The organism is Roseovarius marisflavi (genome assembly GCF_900142625.1).
GTDB lineage: Bacteria > Pseudomonadota > Alphaproteobacteria > Rhodobacterales > Rhodobacteraceae > Roseovarius > Roseovarius marisflavi.
In genome coordinates, this window is sequence record NZ_FRBN01000005.1 from 84,393 (window position 1) to 101,289 (window position 16,897).

At 59.3% G+C, this 16,897-nt stretch carries 21 protein-coding genes; 15 read left to right on the top strand and 6 right to left on the bottom strand.

Translation table 11 applies throughout. The features are described from left to right. Nucleotides 1-8 precede the first annotated feature (8 nt). On the top strand, nucleotides 9-1,247 hold the full coding sequence (ilvA, locus tag BUB78_RS06790) for a threonine ammonia-lyase IlvA (RefSeq protein ID WP_073196408.1): 1,239 nt from the start codon (nucleotides 9-11) through the stop codon (nucleotides 1,245-1,247). Here the strand turns inward: ilvA and BUB78_RS06795 are convergent. Further along, nucleotides 1,244-1,576, bottom strand: a complete 333-nt coding sequence (locus tag BUB78_RS06795; RefSeq protein ID WP_073196410.1) for an Hpt domain-containing protein — start codon at nucleotides 1,574-1,576, stop codon at nucleotides 1,244-1,246. The two genes, ilvA and BUB78_RS06795, sit on opposite strands and share 4 nt — an antisense overlap. Nucleotides 1,577-1,739: 163 nt before the next feature. Here BUB78_RS06795 and BUB78_RS06800 point away from each other — a divergent pair, with 163 nt between their 5' ends. Further along, nucleotides 1,740-3,005 carry a PP2C family protein-serine/threonine phosphatase gene (locus BUB78_RS06800; protein WP_073196412.1) on the top strand — a complete coding sequence of 422 codons (1,266 nt, stop codon included), beginning with the start codon at nucleotides 1,740-1,742 and terminating at the stop codon, nucleotides 3,003-3,005. Here BUB78_RS06800 and BUB78_RS06805 read toward each other — a convergent pair. After that, nucleotides 2,980-3,423: an NUDIX hydrolase gene (locus tag BUB78_RS06805; protein WP_073196414.1), complete on the bottom strand. Its 444-nt coding sequence runs from the start codon at nucleotides 3,421-3,423 to the stop codon at nucleotides 2,980-2,982. The genes BUB78_RS06800 and BUB78_RS06805 overlap by 26 nt on opposite strands. Before the next feature lie 77 nt (nucleotides 3,424-3,500). Between BUB78_RS06805 and hslO the strand changes: the two genes are divergently transcribed. The 5 genes from hslO (at nucleotide 3,501) to BUB78_RS06830 (ending at nucleotide 8,068) form a co-directional block, all read left to right on the top strand. After that, entirely contained in the window at nucleotides 3,501-4,493 is a 993-nt protein-coding gene (gene hslO / locus BUB78_RS06810; protein ID WP_073196416.1) for an Hsp33 family molecular chaperone HslO, read from the top strand. Beyond that, complete coding sequence (locus BUB78_RS06815; protein ID WP_073196418.1) at nucleotides 4,483-5,082, top strand: CoA pyrophosphatase; 600 nt, start codon at nucleotides 4,483-4,485, stop codon at nucleotides 5,080-5,082. Before hslO ends, BUB78_RS06815 begins: the two co-directional genes overlap by 11 nt. Then, nucleotides 5,082-6,227 carry a CCA tRNA nucleotidyltransferase gene (locus tag BUB78_RS06820; RefSeq protein WP_073196614.1) on the top strand — a complete coding sequence of 382 codons (1,146 nt, stop codon included), beginning with the start codon at nucleotides 5,082-5,084 and terminating at the stop codon, nucleotides 6,225-6,227. The genes BUB78_RS06815 and BUB78_RS06820 overlap by 1 nt, the downstream gene beginning before the upstream one ends. A 41-nt stretch (nucleotides 6,228-6,268) precedes the next feature. Further along, nucleotides 6,269-7,492, top strand: a complete 1,224-nt coding sequence (locus tag BUB78_RS06825; protein ID WP_073196420.1) for a class I SAM-dependent RNA methyltransferase — start codon at nucleotides 6,269-6,271, stop codon at nucleotides 7,490-7,492. Nucleotides 7,493-7,567: 75 nt separating this feature from the next. Further along, nucleotides 7,568-8,068, top strand: coding sequence for a L,D-transpeptidase family protein (locus tag BUB78_RS06830; protein WP_073196422.1), 501 nt, complete (start codon nucleotides 7,568-7,570; stop codon nucleotides 8,066-8,068). Here BUB78_RS06830 and dalA read toward each other — a convergent pair whose 3' ends face one another. Then, the gene (dalA, locus tag BUB78_RS06835) at nucleotides 8,069-8,584 is read right to left on the bottom strand and encodes a divisome-associated lipoprotein DalA (protein ID WP_073196424.1); all 516 of its coding nucleotides are present in this window, start codon (nucleotides 8,582-8,584) and stop codon (nucleotides 8,069-8,071) included. It lies immediately after the preceding gene. 167 nt (nucleotides 8,585-8,751) lie between these two features. Between dalA and BUB78_RS06840 the strand changes: the two genes are divergently transcribed. Beyond that, a complete protein-coding gene (locus tag BUB78_RS06840) occupies nucleotides 8,752-9,354 on the top strand; it encodes a L,D-transpeptidase (RefSeq protein ID WP_073196426.1) in 603 nt (200 codons plus the stop codon). A 144-nt stretch (nucleotides 9,355-9,498) separates the two neighbouring features. Further along, nucleotides 9,499-9,687, top strand: coding sequence for a hypothetical protein (locus BUB78_RS06845; protein ID WP_073196427.1), 189 nt, complete (start codon nucleotides 9,499-9,501; stop codon nucleotides 9,685-9,687). A gap of 72 nt (nucleotides 9,688-9,759) precedes the next feature. Here the strand turns inward: BUB78_RS06845 and hemH are convergent, their stop codons facing one another. Together hemH and BUB78_RS06855 are read right to left on the bottom strand one after the other, a co-directional pair. Beyond that, nucleotides 9,760-10,824, bottom strand: a complete 1,065-nt coding sequence (gene hemH / locus BUB78_RS06850; RefSeq protein WP_073196429.1) for a ferrochelatase — start codon at nucleotides 10,822-10,824, stop codon at nucleotides 9,760-9,762. A gap of 60 nt (nucleotides 10,825-10,884) precedes the next feature. Beyond that, nucleotides 10,885-11,697 carry a methyltransferase domain-containing protein gene (locus BUB78_RS06855; RefSeq protein ID WP_139279271.1) on the bottom strand — a complete coding sequence of 271 codons (813 nt, stop codon included), beginning with the start codon at nucleotides 11,695-11,697 and terminating at the stop codon, nucleotides 10,885-10,887. A gap of 24 nt (nucleotides 11,698-11,721) precedes the next feature. Between BUB78_RS06855 and BUB78_RS06860 the strand changes: the two genes are divergently transcribed. Genes BUB78_RS06860 through BUB78_RS06875 form a run of 4 tightly spaced genes read left to right on the top strand, consistent with a single transcriptional unit; the run spans nucleotide 11,722 to nucleotide 14,020 of the window. Continuing rightward, nucleotides 11,722-12,447, top strand: a complete 726-nt coding sequence (locus tag BUB78_RS06860; protein WP_073196433.1) for a ComF family protein — start codon at nucleotides 11,722-11,724, stop codon at nucleotides 12,445-12,447. 33 nt (nucleotides 12,448-12,480) lie between these two features. Continuing rightward, complete coding sequence (gene grxC, locus BUB78_RS06865) at nucleotides 12,481-12,738, top strand: glutaredoxin 3 (RefSeq protein WP_073196435.1); 258 nt, start codon at nucleotides 12,481-12,483, stop codon at nucleotides 12,736-12,738. A 5-nt stretch (nucleotides 12,739-12,743) separates the two neighbouring features. Further along, nucleotides 12,744-13,577, top strand: a complete 834-nt coding sequence (locus tag BUB78_RS06870; protein WP_073196616.1) for a carbon-nitrogen hydrolase family protein — start codon at nucleotides 12,744-12,746, stop codon at nucleotides 13,575-13,577. Continuing rightward, complete coding sequence (locus tag BUB78_RS06875) at nucleotides 13,574-14,020, top strand: MarR family winged helix-turn-helix transcriptional regulator (protein ID WP_073196437.1); 447 nt, start codon at nucleotides 13,574-13,576, stop codon at nucleotides 14,018-14,020. The genes BUB78_RS06870 and BUB78_RS06875 overlap by 4 nt, the downstream gene beginning before the upstream one ends. Here BUB78_RS06875 and ubiG read toward each other — a convergent pair. Then, complete coding sequence (gene ubiG, locus BUB78_RS06880) at nucleotides 14,017-14,763, bottom strand: bifunctional 2-polyprenyl-6-hydroxyphenol methylase/3-demethylubiquinol 3-O-methyltransferase UbiG (protein ID WP_073196439.1); 747 nt, start codon at nucleotides 14,761-14,763, stop codon at nucleotides 14,017-14,019. The two genes, BUB78_RS06875 and ubiG, sit on opposite strands and share 4 nt — an antisense overlap. Nucleotides 14,764-14,811: 48 nt before the next feature. Here ubiG and pip point away from each other — a divergent pair, with 48 nt between their 5' ends. Next, the gene (pip, locus tag BUB78_RS06885; protein ID WP_073196441.1) at nucleotides 14,812-15,786 is read left to right on the top strand and encodes a prolyl aminopeptidase; all 975 of its coding nucleotides are present in this window, start codon (nucleotides 14,812-14,814) and stop codon (nucleotides 15,784-15,786) included. A 55-nt stretch (nucleotides 15,787-15,841) separates the two neighbouring features. After that, complete coding sequence (zapE, locus tag BUB78_RS06890; RefSeq protein ID WP_073196444.1) at nucleotides 15,842-16,897, top strand: cell division protein ZapE; 1,056 nt, start codon at nucleotides 15,842-15,844, stop codon at nucleotides 16,895-16,897.

The following is a 16,897-nucleotide window of genomic DNA, read 5'->3' on the forward strand; positions in this document are numbered from 1 at the left end:
AGGCGGGCATGACCGATTTCAGAACCAGGGCCCAGGCCGCCGAGGCCGCGATGCGCGAGGTGTTCGAGCCGACACCGCTTCAGCGCAATGATCACCTGTCCGAGCGTTACGGCGCCGAAATCCTGCTCAAGCGGGAAGATCTTTCGCCGGTACGGTCCTACAAACTGCGCGGCGCGTTCAATGCGATGCGCAAGGTCTTGGCGCGAGCGCCCGAAACGACACAGTTTGTCTGTGCCAGCGCGGGCAATCACGCGCAGGGGGTGGCCTTCATGTGTCGCCATTTCGGGGTGAACGGCGTGATCTTCATGCCGGTGACAACGCCCCAGCAAAAGATCGGCAAGACCGAAAAGTTTGGTGGCGATGCTGTGGCGATCCGCCTGACGGGCGATTATTTCGATGACACTCTGCATGCGGCGCAGGCCTATTGCGCGCAAACCGGCGGGCATTTCCTGTCGCCGTTTGATGACGAGGACGTGATTGAGGGTCAGGCCTCGGTCGCGGTTGAAATCGAGGCTCAGCTGGAAGGCTTGCCCGACCATCTGATCATGCCGGTCGGTGGCGGCGGCCTTTCGGCGGGCGTGCGAAGCTATGTTGGGGATCGCGCAAAGCTGACGCTGGTGGAACCAATGGGTGGCGCCTGTCTTGGGGCGGCGCTTGCGGCGGGCAAGCCTGTGCGGCTCAATCATGTCGACAACTTTGCCGATGGCGCGGCTGTGGCCCAGATCGGGGCCAAGACCTTTGCCCGGCTGAGCGATCTTGATGCCGCGCATGCCCGTGTCATCGACGAGGGCCGGCTGTGCACGACCATGCTTGAAATGCTGAATATCGAGGGGATCGTTCTTGAACCTGCCGGCGCTCTTTCGGTGGATGTTCTCAAGGATATGGGGGATGCGATCCGCGGCAAAACGGTTGTCTGCGTGACCTCTGGTGGTAATTTCGATTTTGAACGCCTGCCCGAGGTCAAGGAACGCGCCCAGCGGTTTTCCGGCGTCAAAAAGTACTTCATTCTGCGGATGCCACAGCGCCCCGGCGCCTTGCGCGATTTTCTTGAAATTCTTGGCCCGGATGACGACATCGCGCGGTTTGAATACCTCAAGAAATCAGCGCGCAATTTCGGGTCTGTCCTGATCGGGATCGAAACCAAGAACCCCGACAATTTTAAGCATTTCCTGCAAAAGCTTGCGGCGGCCGGGTTTGATTATCGTGACATCACCAAGGATGAGGTTCTGGCCGAATTCCTGATCTAGGCGGCGATGACCCGGTCAAGGCCTGACAGGAAAGCCGATTTCGACGCGTCATAGCAGGTCAGAACCTCGGTGGTGTCGACCGTGTCTTGTTGGCCTGCGGCAGAGGCCATTTCGCCCTTGTGGCACAGGTCGGAAAACGCTGCAAACCCAAGGTTAAGTGCGCTGCCTTTTAGAAAATGAAGCTGACTTTCAAGATTGCTGCGATCCGAGAGCGCGCGGAGCTTGTCGATTTCGTCGTCCACCTCCTCGAGGAACAATTCGACCACCTCGCCAAATGCCTCTGCGCCGATTTCATCGCGCAACTCCTGAACACGGTACCAGTCGATCATATTCCAGCCTCCTTTCGCTTTGCCGCAAAGGTGACTCTAACCTGCTGACAAAGGGTTAAACCCGTCAGACAAGCGTTGAAAATTTTAGCATTCACATCCCGTTAAGCGGCCTTCGGTTAGGCCTTGTTCAGTTAGATCAAAGGTGGCGATTGTGCGGTCTCAGATGCAGGAATTATCAGAATCAGATGCCGGCGGCGGTGTGATCCGGCGGGTGCTTGTGGTGGATGATAGCCGTCTGCAACGCCGTATCCTGACCGCCTCGCTTCAACGCTGGGGATTTGAGGTTCAAGAGGCCGAATCAGGTGATGATGCGCTTGAGCTTTGCCGTGAAAACCCACCCGATCTTGTGATGAGCGATTGGATGATGCCGGGCCTGAGCGGTCTTGAATTCTGTAAAGAATTCAGACAGATGTCGCGCGACCACTATGGATACTTTATCTTGCTCACTTCAAAAAGCGACAAGGATGAGGTTGCGCTTGGGCTTGATGCCGGGGCAGATGATTTTCTGACCAAACCGGTCAACGCCGCCGAACTGCGCGCCCGGATTTCTGCCGGGGCCCGCATTTTGAGGATGGAGCGGGAACTTACCGAGAAAAACCGGCTTATCAAAACGACGCTGGATGAATTGCAGACGCTTTATGACCTGCTTGATAGCGACCTGATCGAGGCCAAAAAGCTTCAGCAATCCCTGGTGAGCGAACGTTATCGCGATTTTGGCCCCGCAGAAGTGTCCTTGATGCTGCATTCGGCGGGGCATGTTGGGGGTGATCTTGTCGGCATGTTCCCGATCAGCGATCAGCGAATTGGCCTTTATGGCATTGATGTCTCGGGCCATGGAATCAGCTCTGCGTTGATGACCGCACGGCTGGCGGGTTATCTGTCGTCTTCCGTGCCGGAACAAAACCTTGCGCTGCGCAAAACCTCTGATGGCCGCTTTGTTGCTCGCCCGCCATCCGAGGTGATTGCCAACCTCAATCGCCTGATCATGAGCGAAATGGAAACCGAGCATTATTTCACTCTGCTTCTGGCGGACGTCGATCTTGCCAGCGGCAAGGTGATCATGGCGCAGGCTGGTCACCCCTACCCGGCCCTGCAACGGGCCAATGGGCAGGTTGAATTCGTCGGGCGCGGCGGCCTTCCCGTCGGTCTGATTGACGGTGCCGAGTATCAACAGTTCGAGGTGACCATGGCGCCGGGTGACCGCCTACTCATTCATTCCGACGGGATCATCGAATGCGCTGGCACAAGCGGGGCGCTTTTGGATGATACGGGCCTTGCAAGCATCCTGCGCGATTTGCGCCAGACGCGGGGCATGGCCTGTCTTGAATCACTGATCTGGAAGTTGTCGGAATTCGCCGGTGATGCGGATTTTGCCGATGACGTGTCGGCGGTCTTGCTTGAATTCAAGCCAAACCTGTTTCCTGGCTGACAAAAAACCGATCACCTTCGTTGCCAAGTTCACGCACCGCGATGGTCGGGCTGATCCAGATCGCCTGATGCCCCGGTTCGGACGGCGGCTCAAGTTCGCGCACCGGATGCGCGCGATAGATGACACAAACCTTTTCGGCCCAGAGATCATAGTCGGGCATATAGGTGAACCGGCGAAACACCCCAAGCCGCATCGGTCGCGCGATTTTCCAGCCGGTTTCTTCGAACACCTCGCGATGCAATGCCTGAATTGGTGATTCGCCCGGATCAATTCCACCGCCGGGCAGCTGTAATTCGGGCATTGGCTCTGCCTGATGGGTGACAAGAAGCTGTCCGCCGCGGGGCAAAATCGCATAAACGCCCGGCCGTCGGCGATATGAAATGCCGGGTTTGGGTGTCTCTCCGAATCGTCTGATCATGGCTTGCCCCCTTGGACGCCGACTTGCCCTGCCTATATAGCTGCGATATGCCAAGAACCGGCGCTGAAGGAAACCCCATGACACTCGGACAAAAAATCGCCTGGGACGACACGATATTGCCGTTCCAGCTTGACCAGGCAGACATTCGCGGCCGCGTTGCGCGGCTGGACGGGGTGCTTGATGGCATCCTCAAGCAACATGACTACCCTTTGGTGGTCGAGGCGCTTGTGGCCGAAATGGCGCTTTTGACGGCGCTGATCGGTCAAACGATCAAACTTCGCTGGAAGCTGTCGCTTCAGGTTCAGACCAATGGCCCGGTGCGGATGATCGCCACGGATTATTATGGCCCGACCGAAGACGGCGAGCCCGCCCGCATGCGTGCCTATGCCAGCTATACCCGCGAGCGGCTTACCGATGCGGTCCCATTTGAACAGCTTGGCGAGGGTTATTTCGCTGTGCTGATTGATCAGGGTCAGGGGATGGCCCCCTATCAGGGGATTACCCCGATTGCCGGTGACAGCCTGCGCAGTTGCGCCGAGGCCTATTTCGCGCAGTCCGAACAGCTTCCGACGCGCTTTGCGCTGAGCTTTGGCAAATCGACCGAGTCTGGCGGCGACGAGCATTGGCGCGCGGGGGGTGTTATGCTGCAGCATATGCCCAAGGCCTCGCCTTTCGCAAAGGACGGCGGGTCTGGCGAAGCCGGGCTTTTGATGCCCGAGGACATCCTTGACGGGGACGAGGCTGAAAACTGGAATCGGGTGAATATCCTGCTTGATACGGTCGAGGATCTTGAAATGATAGGGCCGTCGGTGGCGCCGACCGACCTTTTGCTGCGGCTGTTTCACGAAGAGGCGCCGCGGGTGTTTGACTCCCAGCCGGTGCGCTTTGGCTGTAGCTGTTCCGAGGATCGGGTGCGCAACAGCCTGTCGATCTATTCCGCCAAGGATATCCAAGCTATGACCACCGATGAGGGGATTGTGACCGCCGATTGCCAGTTCTGCGGCGCGCATTACCGGCTTGATCCGGCAACCGTCGGCTTCGAGGCAAAAGAGGGCCCCGGTGACTCTTGATCCGCTAGACCGGGTGCTTGGGGCGCTGAACGCGGTACGCCATCCCTCGTCGGACTATGATCTCAACCCCGAGATCACCCTGCCTGCGGGGCGCAAGCTTCGGGCGGCGGGGGTGTTGGTGCCGGTCATCCAGACCGGTGGCGTGGCGCGGGTGATCCTGACCAAGCGTTCGTCGGCGCTCAAGCATCACCCTGGCCAGATCGCCTTTCCTGGCGGCAAGCAGGATCTGGGCGATGTCGATATCACGGCCACCGCCCTGCGCGAGGCGCACGAAGAAATCGGGCTTGATCCAGCCAATGTCGAGGTGTTGGGCCATCTGCCGAAACATGAAACCGTCACCGCCTTTGATGTGACGCCGGTCTTGGCGCGCGTGGCGCAGCCGTTTGTGCCACGCCCCGAGGCGGGTGAGGTGGATGAGGTGTTCGAAGTGCCTTTGGCGCATTTCCTCGCCCCGGCACATTTTCGCGTGGAGCAACGGCGTTGGCGCGGCAGTTGGCGGCGCTATTACACGGTGCCGTTTGGCCCCTATTATGTCTGGGGCGCGACCGCGCGCATCTTGCGTACCCTGGCGGATATGGCGCGACCATGATGCAGATTACCCAAGACTGGATCCGGGTCGGTGCCACGCAAGCGGTCTGCAAGATGCTGACCGACGCCGGGTATCAGGCATTATTCGTGGGCGGCTGTGTGCGCAACGCGCTTTTGGATGCGCCGGTGGGCGATATCGACATTGCCACGGATGCCCTGCCCGATCAGGTGATGAAACTAGCCGATGCGGCGGGGCTAAAGCCGGTCCCGACAGGCATTGATCACGGCACGATCACCGTGGTTTCGGGTCACATTCCTCATGAGGTCACGACGTTTCGCGAAGATATCGAAACTTTTGGCCGCCACGCCAATGTGGCCTTCGGCGGCGGTATTCTCGGCGATGCTCGGCGGCGCGATTTCACGATGAATGCGCTTTATGCGCGTCCCGATGGCACGATTCTTGATCCACTTGGCGGGCTTGATGATCTCAGGGCGCGGCACGTGCGCTTTATCGAAGATCCGACAAAGCGCATTCAGGAAGACTACCTGCGCATTTTGCGGTTTTTCCGGTTTCATGCATGGTATGGCGACCCACAAGACGGGCTTGATGCCGAGGGGCTGGCGGGGTGTGCGATGCACCTTGATGGGTTGGCGGGCCTGTCGCGTGAACGCGTTGGCGGCGAAATTCGCAAGCTTTTGGGCGCGCCCGATCCTGCGCCATCGGTTGCCGCGATGCGCAACACCGGTGTTCTTTTGTCAGTGATGCCGGGGGCCGATGATCGCGCGCTCGGCCCCCTTATCCATCTTGAATCAGAGGCTGATACGGCCCCGGACGCCATTCGTCGTCTTGCCACGCTGGGCGGAGAAGACGTGGCAGAGCGTCTTCGCCTGAGCAAGGCAGAGGCGCGTAGGCTGGCGCATTTGCGCGAAGGGGCGCTTGGCACGATGGGCGCGCCCGAGCTTGGATATCGTCACGGCGTGGCTGAGGGGCTTGATATTCTTCTGTTGCGCGCGGCCTTGTCCGAGCAACCGCTGGCGGCCGATACAGCGGGCGATCTCGCGCGCGGAGCGGCGGCAAAGTTTCCGGTCAAGGCGGCTGATCTGATGCCTGGCCTTAGCGGCCCTGCCCTTGGCGCGCGTCTGGCAGAGCTGGAACAGCGCTGGATCGGGTCGGGTTTTCGCCTTGAGCGCGACGATCTGATCTAAGTAGCCTTTATCGCGCGCCCAACACGGGTTAAAGCCGGGAAATGAGCCAACATAAAATCATTCGATTGGGCCACCAGGGTGACGGGATCGCCCAAGGCCCCGTTTTTGCCCCGCTTACCCTGCCCGGCGAGGTGGTGAGCGGAACACTTGACGGCCAGGTGCTGCGCGATGTCAAGATAGACACGCCCTCGCCCGACCGGGTTGCGCCGCCCTGTCGACACTTTAAATCCTGTGGCGGCTGCCAGCTCATGCATGCTTCGGATGAATTCCTGGCGGGCTGGAAACAGGATGTGGTCGCCTCTGCACTTGGCGCGCATGGGATAACGGCTGAGTTTGCGCCGATCCACGTGTCGCCCGCACAATCGCGGCGTCGTGCGACACTGACCGCGCGGCGCACCAAAAAGGGCGCGATGGCCGGATTTCACGCCAAGGGTTCGGATGTTGTCATTGAAATCCCCGATTGCAAGCTGCTGCACCCTGCCCTTATGGGCGCGGTTCCGGTGGCCTGTGACCTTGCCGTAACCGGGGCGAGCCGCAAGAACGGCATTTCGGTGTCGGTGACCCTTTCGCTGAACGGTCCTGATATTTCGGTGAGCGAGGGCAAACCTCTGGACGGGCCGTTGCGCATCGCGCTGGCGGCTTTGGCCGAGCACCATAATCTTGCGCGGCTGGCCTGGGATGACGAGGTGGTCGTGACCCGTCATGCCCCCGAACAGGTGTTTGGCGCGGCGTGGGTTCTGCCGCCGCCGGGCGCCTTCCTGCAAGCCACGGCAGAGGGCGAGGCGGCCCTGCTTGCCGACGTGCGGGCGATTGTTGGGGGGGCAAAGCGGATCGCCGATCTGTTTGCCGGCTCAGGCACTTTTACCCTGCCTCTTGCGAAAAACGCCGAAGTGCTCGCGGTCGAGGGCAGCGCCGCCATGTGCGAGGCTCTGGATGCCGGGTGGCGCAAAACCCAAGGGTTAAAGTCGGTCACGACCGAGGCGCGCGATCTTTTCCGCCAGCCGCTGTTGCCGGACGAGTTGAAACGGTTTGATGCGGTGGTGATCGACCCGCCCCGCGCCGGCGCCGAGGCGCAGATTGCCGAGATTTGCCGGGCGCGTGTACCTGTCATCGCCTATGTGTCATGCAGCCCGACCAGCTTTGCCCGCGACGCCAGGACGCTTCTGGCCGAGGGGTATCGCCTGGATCGTCTGCGTGTGGTGGATCAGTTCCGCTGGTCTTCGCATGTAGAGCTGGTGGCGGGATTCACGCTAAACCCGGCGTGATCGGTGTAATTTTTCCTATCCCCAAGCGGCCGATCTATTGTATGAACATCGCGAGCAGGACAACGGCAGTTTTTGATGAAAACGATTAGATTCTTTGTGCTGGTTACGGCCCTTTTGGGCCTTGCGGCCTGTGGCGCCCCGTCAAAGTTCAAAACCTACAACGGCCCCGAGGTGACCCGGATCATCATCAACAAGGGCGACCGCGAGATGTTTTTGATGCACCACAACAGGGTGCTGAAATCCCATGAGGTCGATCTTGGGTTTGCCCCCGAGGGCCATAAGGAATTTGAGGGCGACGGCAAGACGCCAGAGGGCGATTATTCCGTCGACCGGCGCAATCCCAACAGCTCTTTTCACCTGTCGCTTGGCATCTCTTACCCCAATGAACAGGATATTGCCTATGCCGAGGTGGCCGGAAAATCCCCGGGCGGGGACATTTTCATTCACGGCGAGCCGAACAAGCTCGGGGTTTTTGGCCCGGATTGGACGGCGGGGTGTATTTCCGTCACGAACGGCGAGATCGAGAATATCTATGCCATGGTCCGCGACGGAACGCCTGTGACAATCAACCCCTGATCAACCGCCCAGTACCATTGTCCACCAGATCTTTCCGTTGTCTTCCTGAAGCCAGGAGAACCCCATCTTTTTGGCGTCCGGCGCAAGAATGACGCGGCGCGAGCCGGGTTCTTCCATCCATGCGGACAGGGTTTCAAGCTCGGTTTCATAGGTCTCCGAGATCGTCTCGCCAACGAGGTGCCCGGTATAGCCAACGCGCTGAACCCGCTCGATCGGCGAAGAGCCGTCAGAGCCAAAGTGCCAGGGCCGGTTTTGCAGCGACATATCGCGCGAATGGGTCGCGGCGGCGGCATTCAGCGAGGCATCAAGAATAAGCGGCGATTGCCCGGCGGCCTGGCGCAGAGAGTTGACAGCATCCAGCATGCGGAACTGAATTTCGGCCGTTTCGCCGGATCTGATGCGATAGAGTTTTGGCAGCGGTTTGCCGTCGGACCCAAGCTGTAGCGGCGGAGGCGGGGCCGCGCAGGCTGCCAAGGCCAAAAGTGCCGACAGGAAAATGATGTAAAGACGCGCCATGATGTCAAACCACTCGAAATTGTTGTAGTCTCTGCTTTATCGCGTGAGGCGTTGCGATTCAAACCCACATACGCGCAAGTTCGCCGGATGACAGTTGTTTGAATTGCGACTGCGTCATTCGCGCCATATATTCCTAAAATCCAAGGACCTATATCTGGAGAACCAAAATGGCCTCTGAAACCCGAGACAACTGGAACCGCCGCGCTTTTCTGGCTGGAACCGCGGCACTGATCGGGGCACCCGCATTGGCGCAAAGCGTTGATGGAGAAGGCACTGTTGAGATTGAGCGTGACGTCACCGAAACGGTGCGCCACAATATTTCCAGTTTCCGCACTCTTAGCTGGGAGCCCTATTTCTCGAACCTCAAGAACGGCGCGATCCTTGTCGATATCGATTCGCGTGCGGTTCATTTCTGGAACGAGGATCAGTCGGTTTACAAGCTTTATCCGTCCTCCGTGCCGCTGACCGAAGATCTGACGCGTCGCGGCCGTACCTCCGTGGTGCGCAAGGTCGAAGGGCCAAGCTGGCGTCCGACGCCATCGATGCTGGAGCGTAACCCCGAATGGCCGGCCTATGTCGGGCCGGGCCCTGATAACCCGTTGGGCACCCACGCACTTTACCTTAGCTGGACATATTATCGAATCCACGGCACCCACGACACACGTAAAATCGGGCGTCGTTCGTCCAATGGATGTGTCGGTCTTTACAACGAACACATCGCCGAGTTGTTCGGAATGGCCAAAGTGGGCACCCAAGTGTTGCTTATTTGACGAAAACGCGGCGTGATATAGCGTCTGTGGCTTAACTTGCGTTTGCAATCGTGTCGGATTGCTGGTTAGAAAAAAGTTACGAGGTTAAGTCTTGGGTGCTTGGCGTTGTGATACACAGCGTTAAGCCAATATCTGGAGGATAATATGAAGAAACTCGTTCTCGCCGCCGCCCTTAGTGCCGCTGCTTCGACCGCATTCGCTGGCAGCTACGCCGAGCCCGTTATCGAGGCACCGGTAGTTGTTGAAGAAACTGCAGCTAGCTCGTCTGCTGCTGGCGTATGGGTTCCGCTGGTCCTGTTGGCCATCGTAGCCGCAGTCGTCATTGCTGACTAAGTCAGTATTGAAAACAAAGAAAAAGGCAGCGGGAAACCGCTGCCTTTTTTCGTTTCTGCCGGGGTGTGGCGCTTAATCAAGCCAGCCCTGAAGGTTTGATTCGACAATGGATGCCAGAGCCCTGATGTGGGCGTCCTGGTCATTCAGGCAGGGAATATAGGTAAATTCCTCGCCGCCCGCCTCTTCAAAGCTTTCGCGGATCTCTTCGTTGATCTCTTCCAGCGTTTCGATGCAGTCAGCGGAAAACGCCGGCGCCATCACGGCGATCCGTTTCTTGCCGTCTTCGCGGGCAAGTCGGGCAACCTCGTCCACTGTATAGGGCTTTAGCCATTCTTCGGGGCCAAAGACCGACTGGAACGTGGTGGTGATCTGGGTGTTATCCCAGCCAAGCTGCTCTTTCAGAAGCCGCGTGGTTTTCTGGCAATGGCAGTGATAGGGGTCACCCTGCATCAGATAGCGTTTCGGCATTCCGTGATAGGACACCACAAGGATATCGGGGCGCTTTTCGATGTTCGCATAGGCGGTCTCGACCGATTCGGCCAAGGCCTCGATATAAAGCGGGTTTTCGAAATAGGGTTCGACCACGCGGGCGATCGGCTGCCATGTTTCGTCCATCAGCGCGCGAAAGAACTGATCGTTGGCGGTGGCCGATGTGGCGCCGGCGTAATGCGGGTAAAGCGGAAAGAACAGGATCCGGGTACAGCCGGCCTCGACCATGGCGCGAACCTTGGATTTGGTCGACGGATTGCCATAGCGCATGCAGAAATCAACCATCACCTGATCGCCGTACCTTGCCTCAAGCGCGGTGGCCATCTTTGCGGTCTGGTCACGGGTGATGGTCATCAGCGGGCTTTCGCCCTTATCCTCGTTCCAGATGGATTTATAGGCGTGCCCGCTGGTGAACGGGCGCTTGGTCAGGATGATCAGCTGTAACAGCGGCTGCCATTTCCAGGGGGCATAGTCGATGACACGACGATCCGAGAGGAATTCGTTCAGATAGCGGCGCATTGACCAGTAATCGTAATTATCAGGCGTCCCGAGATTGGCCAGCAGAACCCCCGTCTTGGCGCGTGGAATTGCGGGGTGATCGCCGGGCGCATGGGGCGGACGAACGGCAGGGTTGCTTGCATCGGGCATGGTCTGGGTCAATCCTTACTGTCTCGGGTTACGGTTGACATAAAGGTTGTGACCCCAAGGTCAATCTTTCAGGGGTGTTTCTTTGGCCCCGAGGGCATCGGCGAGCCGTGCACCGGCCGATCCGGGGCGCAGGGGCCGGGGCTGGCTTGCATCCGGGGACCAGCCGGTCAGGAATATCATCTCGAAGGTGGCGGGAATGCGCCCGTCGGTATCGCCAAACTCTTGGGTGTAGATCTCTGCGGCCCGATCAAACAGCGCGCGCCGGGTTGCGCGCCGCGGCCGGTTGGTCATTGCGTTGCCCTCGCCCATCGCGCGCAATTCACGCATAAGGTGGCGCGGTGAGCCATAGCTTGTCTTGAGCGGCAGGGTGTCGGCCACCGGAAGGGCAAAGCCCGCGCGTTGCAGCAAAGCGCCAAGATCGCGGATTTCACCCATCGGCAGGATGCGCGGCGATAGCCCGCCAAGCAGGTCTGATTCCGCCTGCGCCAGCGCGATGCGCAGCTCATGCAGGGTTTCGCCACCAAACAACACCGTCAGCAAAAGACCATCGGGTTTAAGCGCGCGCCGCGCCTGAATAAGCTGACCCACCGGATCATTGGCCCAATGCAGGCATAACGCGTGGATCACCAGATCATGCGATTGCGGTGCAAGCGTAAGGGTTTCGTCATCCTTGACGCAAAGGGCCTTTGGGAAGCGATTTTGCCAGAACTCTGGAAAACCCGTCACCACGGCGGGCGCGGTAAAGGATTTCTTAACCACGCTCAGGCGATCCTTGATCTCATCAGCAGCGGTTTCATGCAGAAACCAGACAGGCGCGCGCAAGGCGCGTTGGCGATTGCGGATCAGGGCGGAACGGTCTGTCAGGGCTTGCATCATAGCGGGGACAATAGGGCGAGTATGCAGGCTTTTCAAACGGCACTTCAGGTGGTTTATCCGGCGCGCTGCACTTCGTGTGGTTGCCATGTCGAAAGCGATTTTGGCCTGTGCGGGCCGTGTTGGCGCGACACGCCGTTCATTGCCGGCCTGGTGTGCGATACCTGCGGTGTGCCCCTGCCGGGCGAAGGCGGAGGTCATGCAGAGCACTGCGATGAGTGCCTGAGCGTGGCACGACCCTGGTCGCGGGGGCGATCGGCGCTTGTGTATCGCGAAAACGGGCGCAAGCTTGTTCTGGCGCTCAAACACGGCGACCGTCATGATGTTGTGCGCCCTGCGGCGCTCTGGATGGCGCGGGTCGCGCAACCGCTTTTGACCTGCAACACGCTCATCGCACCGGTGCCCCTGCATTGGTTGCGGATGCTCAAGCGGCGGTTCAACCAATCCGCTCTTTTGGCACAGGCGCTGGCGCGTGAGACCACCTTGCCGGTCTGTCCCGATCTGTTGATTCGCCCGAAACACACCCGATCTCTCAAAGGAATGGGGGTTGAGGAGCGTCACGCTATGCTTGATGGCGCGATTCGTGTTCATCCCAAGCGCCGGGCCGAACTTATCGGTCGCACGGTGCTTTTGGTGGATGATGTAATGACATCGGGGGCCACGCTTTCGGCGGCGGCGCAGGCCTGTTTTTCGGCAGGCGCACAAGATGTGCACATACTAACACTGGCGCGCACGGCCAAGGATGCCTAAGTTCCTGTCAAACAGGATTACGAAAGCGCCAAGATGAAACCAGTCGAAATCTACTCCTCGCCTCTTTGCGGGTTTTGCCACGCGGCCAAGCGGTTGCTCAAGCAAAAGGGCGTCAACTTTTCGGAAATCAATGTGCTGGCCCAACCGGCCCGCAAATCCGAGATGCTGAAACGTGCAAACGGGCGACATACCGTGCCGCAAATCTTCGTGGGCGATACCCATGTCGGCGGGTATGATGATCTCTCTGCGCTTGAGCGAGCAGGTAAGCTCGATTCTTTGCTGGCCAAGTGATGCCGATGCGCGCGGGGCTTGTTCAACTTAACAGCAGCGATGATCCGGCAGCGAACCTGCCGGTCACGCTTGCGTTTATTGACGACGCCATCGCGCAGGGGGCTGACTTTGTCCTGACGCCCGAGGTGACCAATTGCGTCTCTGGAAGCCGCTCGCATCAACAGGCGGTTCTGCATCCCGAGGAGAGCGACCCGACGCTCAAGGCGTTGCGTGTCAAGGCGGCAGAGCGGAAGATCTGGCTTTTGATCGGCTCGCTTGCGCTCAAGACAAACGATCCGGATGGCCGGTTTGCCAATCGGTGCTTTCTGATCGGGCCGGATGGCGGGATCGTCGCGCGCTATGACAAGATTCACATGTTCGATGTCGATGTGTCGCCCGAAGAAACCTATCGCGAATCAGACGGATTTCGCCCCGGCAGTCGCGCTGTTGTCGCGGACCTTCCGATTGGACGGCTTGGCCTTAGCATTTGCTATGACATCCGCTTTCCGCATCTTTACCGCCGCCTTGCCCATGCCGGGGCGCGCATCCTGAGCGTGCCTGCGGCGTTTTCCTATGTCACCGGCGCCGCGCATTGGGAAAGCCTTTTGCGCGCGCGGGCGATTGAAAACGGCTGTTACGTTCTTGCCCCGGCGCAGACCGGCACCCATGCGGCAAGCACCGGGCGGGCCCGGAAAACACACGGTCACAGCCTTGTTGTCGCCCCCTGGGGCGAGGTTCTGGCCGATGGCGGCACAGAGCCCGGCGTTGTGATGGTTGATCTGGACCCGGCCGAAGTTGAAAGCGCGCGGGCGCGTGTCCCGTCCTTGCGTCATGACACGCAGTTTGATGGCCCGGCATGAACGATTCGGCCAGCAATTCCCTGGCGGTGGCCCTGTTCAGTGAAATCCTCACCAATGAACAGCTTATCCGCAATCGGCTAAGCCGGGTGTTGCCCAAGGGCATGGAAATCTCACACTTCTCGGTTCTCAACCACCTTGCCCGCACCGGTGACGAGCGAAGCCCGGCGCAACTCGCCAAGAGCTTTCACGTGACGCGCGGCGCGATGACCAACACGCTCAGCAAGCTGGAATGGGCCGGATACGTGCATATCCGCCCCGATTGGGATGATGCGCGCCGCAAGATGGTCGCGATAAGCCCGTCTGGGCGACAAGCACGCGACGCCGCCATCGCCGCGATCACCCCGATGGTCTCGGAATTGATCAGCGATCTTGGCGAAGACAGAGTGCGCGCAAGCCTTCCGGTGCTGCGCGAGCTGCGCTCGAAGCTGGAACCGGGGGTTTAGCCCGGCTTGACGCTTGCGGTGACGTAATTCACGCTCAGATCCCTGTCCGACAGACGCCAGACCCAGGTGATCGGGTTGAACACAAAGCCCTTGCGATCGACCGGATCAAGACCTGCCTTGCGCAGCAGCTCGAACAACTCGTCCGGCGTGATGAATTTTGACCATTCATGCGTGCCCTTGGGCAGCCAGCGCATCACGTACTCCGCGCCGACAATCGCCATGGCAAAGCTTTTGGGATTGCGGTTGATGGTCGAACAAATCTGAATCCCGCCGGGTTTAAGCAGCTGCTGACAGGCGGTGAGATAGGCCATGGGATCGGCCACATGCTCGACCACTTCCATGTTCAGAACGGCATCGAACTGTTCCCCTGCCGCCGCCAAATCTTCGGCGGTGGTGTGGCGGTAATCAATCGCAAGGCCGGATTGCTCGGCATGGACCTGTGCAACGGGGATGTTGCGGGGGGCGGCGTCTGCGCCGACAACCTCGGCGCCCAAACGCGCCATCGGCTCGCTTAACAGCCCGCCACCACAGCCGATATCGAGAATACGCAGCCCCTTGAACGGCGCGTCCTGAGACAGATCGCGGTCAAATTCTGCCGCGATTTGCGAGGTGATATAGTCAAGACGGCAGGGGTTCAGCATGTGAAGCGGCTTGAACTTTCCGTTCGGATCCCACCATTCGGCGGCCATTGCCTCGAACTTGGCGACTTCGCCTGGATCAATAGTGCTCTGAGCGGCTTGCATTCTGCTCTCCATATGCTCTTTTGGTCATGCGCGTTATATAGGACATTCATGGACAAATTCTCAGGCCAAAAGAGCGCAGTTCAATATCTATATCCCCCGGTCGAACCATTTGACCGGCAAATGATGGATGTGGGCGACGGGCACAGCATTTATGTCGAACAATCCGGCCGCCGCGATGGCCTGCCGGTGGTGGTGTTGCATGGTGGTCCGGGCGGCGGGTGCAGCCCGGCGATGCGGCGCTATTTCGATCCGGCGATCTATCGGATCATCCTGTTTGATCAGCGCGGGTGCGGGCGGTCAAAGCCCCACGCCAGTGTCGAGGACAACACCACATGGCATCTGGTAGCCGATATCGAGCATATCCGCCGCGCGCTTGATATCGAAAGCTGGATCGTCTTTGGCGGAAGCTGGGGCGCGACGCTTGCCTTGATCTACGCACAGGCCCATCCGGGCCCGGTGACCCATCTTGTGTTGCGCGGTGTGTTCACCATGACAGAGGCCGAGCTGAACTGGTTCTATGGCGGCGGGGCAGGGGCGTTCTGGCCGGAAACATGGCATCAGTTTCAGGCGTTGATCCCCGAGGATGAACAGGACGACATGATCGCCGCCTATCACCGGCGGTTGTTTTCGGGGCTTTTGAACGAAGAGGTGCGATATGCCAAGGCGTGGTCAGCTTGGGAAAATGCGCTAGCCACAGTGCATTCCACCGGCGTTGGCGGCGATAGCCCGGCGGATTATGCACGCGCCTTTGCGCGACTTGAAAACCACTATTTCACCCATCGCGGATTTTTGGAGTATGACGGCCAAATCCTTGATCAGATACATAAAATCGCCCACATCCCCGGCACCATCGTGCAGGGGCGCTATGATATGATCTGTCCGCCCGGCACCGCCTATCAACTGGCGCGCGTTTGGAAAAACGCCGATTTGCGGATGATTCCGGTGGCCGGTCATGCCCTGTCAGAGCCGGGCATAAGCGCCGAATTGGTGGGCGTGATGAACCGGCTTGCGCAAAAAGCCTGAAGTCTCGGGGCTATAAGCGCTTTTCCCGGCGCTTTTCCCGCGATATCCCAGAGGCATGGAAACGCTACCCGACCTATATGCCCGGCGTGTGGCCGAGGGCACGCTGACCCGCGATGCGGCGCAAGAGGCCGCTTTGCCCGAATTCGAGAGGATTCGGCATGCTTTGAGCGAGCAGCCGCGCAAAGGCTGGTTTCGCCGCGCGCCAGAGCCGCCCAAGGGGCTTTATCTCTGGGGCGGGGTCGGGCGCGGTAAATCCATGTTGATGGATTTGTTTGTCGAGACGGTCGATGTGCCCAAGCGACGGGTGCATTTTCACGCCTTCATGCAGGAAATCCATGCCGGGTTGCATGCGGCGCGCGCGCGCAACGAAAGCGATGCCCTTGCCCCGGTGGCAAAGGAGGTCGCCGATTCGGTGCGCCTTTTGGCGTTTGACGAGATGCAGATCACCGATATCACCGATGCAATGATTGTTGGCCGCCTGTTCGAGGCACTCTTTGCCGCTGGTGTCGTGGTGGTCACGACCAGCAATCGCGTTCCTGATGATCTTTATAAAAACGGCTTGAACCGACAGCTTTTCCTGCCCTTCATCGAGATCGTCAAAGAGCGGATGGTCGTATATGAAATGACAAGTCCGGTGGATTACCGGCAGGAGCGCCTTGCCGGCAGCCCAAGTTATTTTACCCCGATCAATGAAGCATCGCATGCCGAGGTTCAGAGTATCTGGCAGGATCTGACCGGCGGGGGCGGTGAGCCACATAAGATTATCGTCAACAAACGCGAGGTCGAAATCCCGGCGTTTCACAACGGCGTGGCGCGGGCCACGTTTTACGACCTTTGCGGTAAAGCCCTTGGCCCGGCGGATTATCTCGCGCTGGCAGAGGCGGCGCGGGTACTTATCCTTGAGGATATCCCACAGCTTGGGCGCAGCAATTTCAACGAGGCCAAGCGTTTTGTTACTCTGATTGACGCGCTTTACGAGGCGCGGGTGCGGCTTATCTGTTCAGCGGCGGCAAAGCCGGAATACCTTTATATTGAGGGCGAAGGATCGTTTGAATTTGAACGCACCGCCAGCCGTCTGCGCGAAATGCAGTCTGACGGCTGGGGCGAGTGA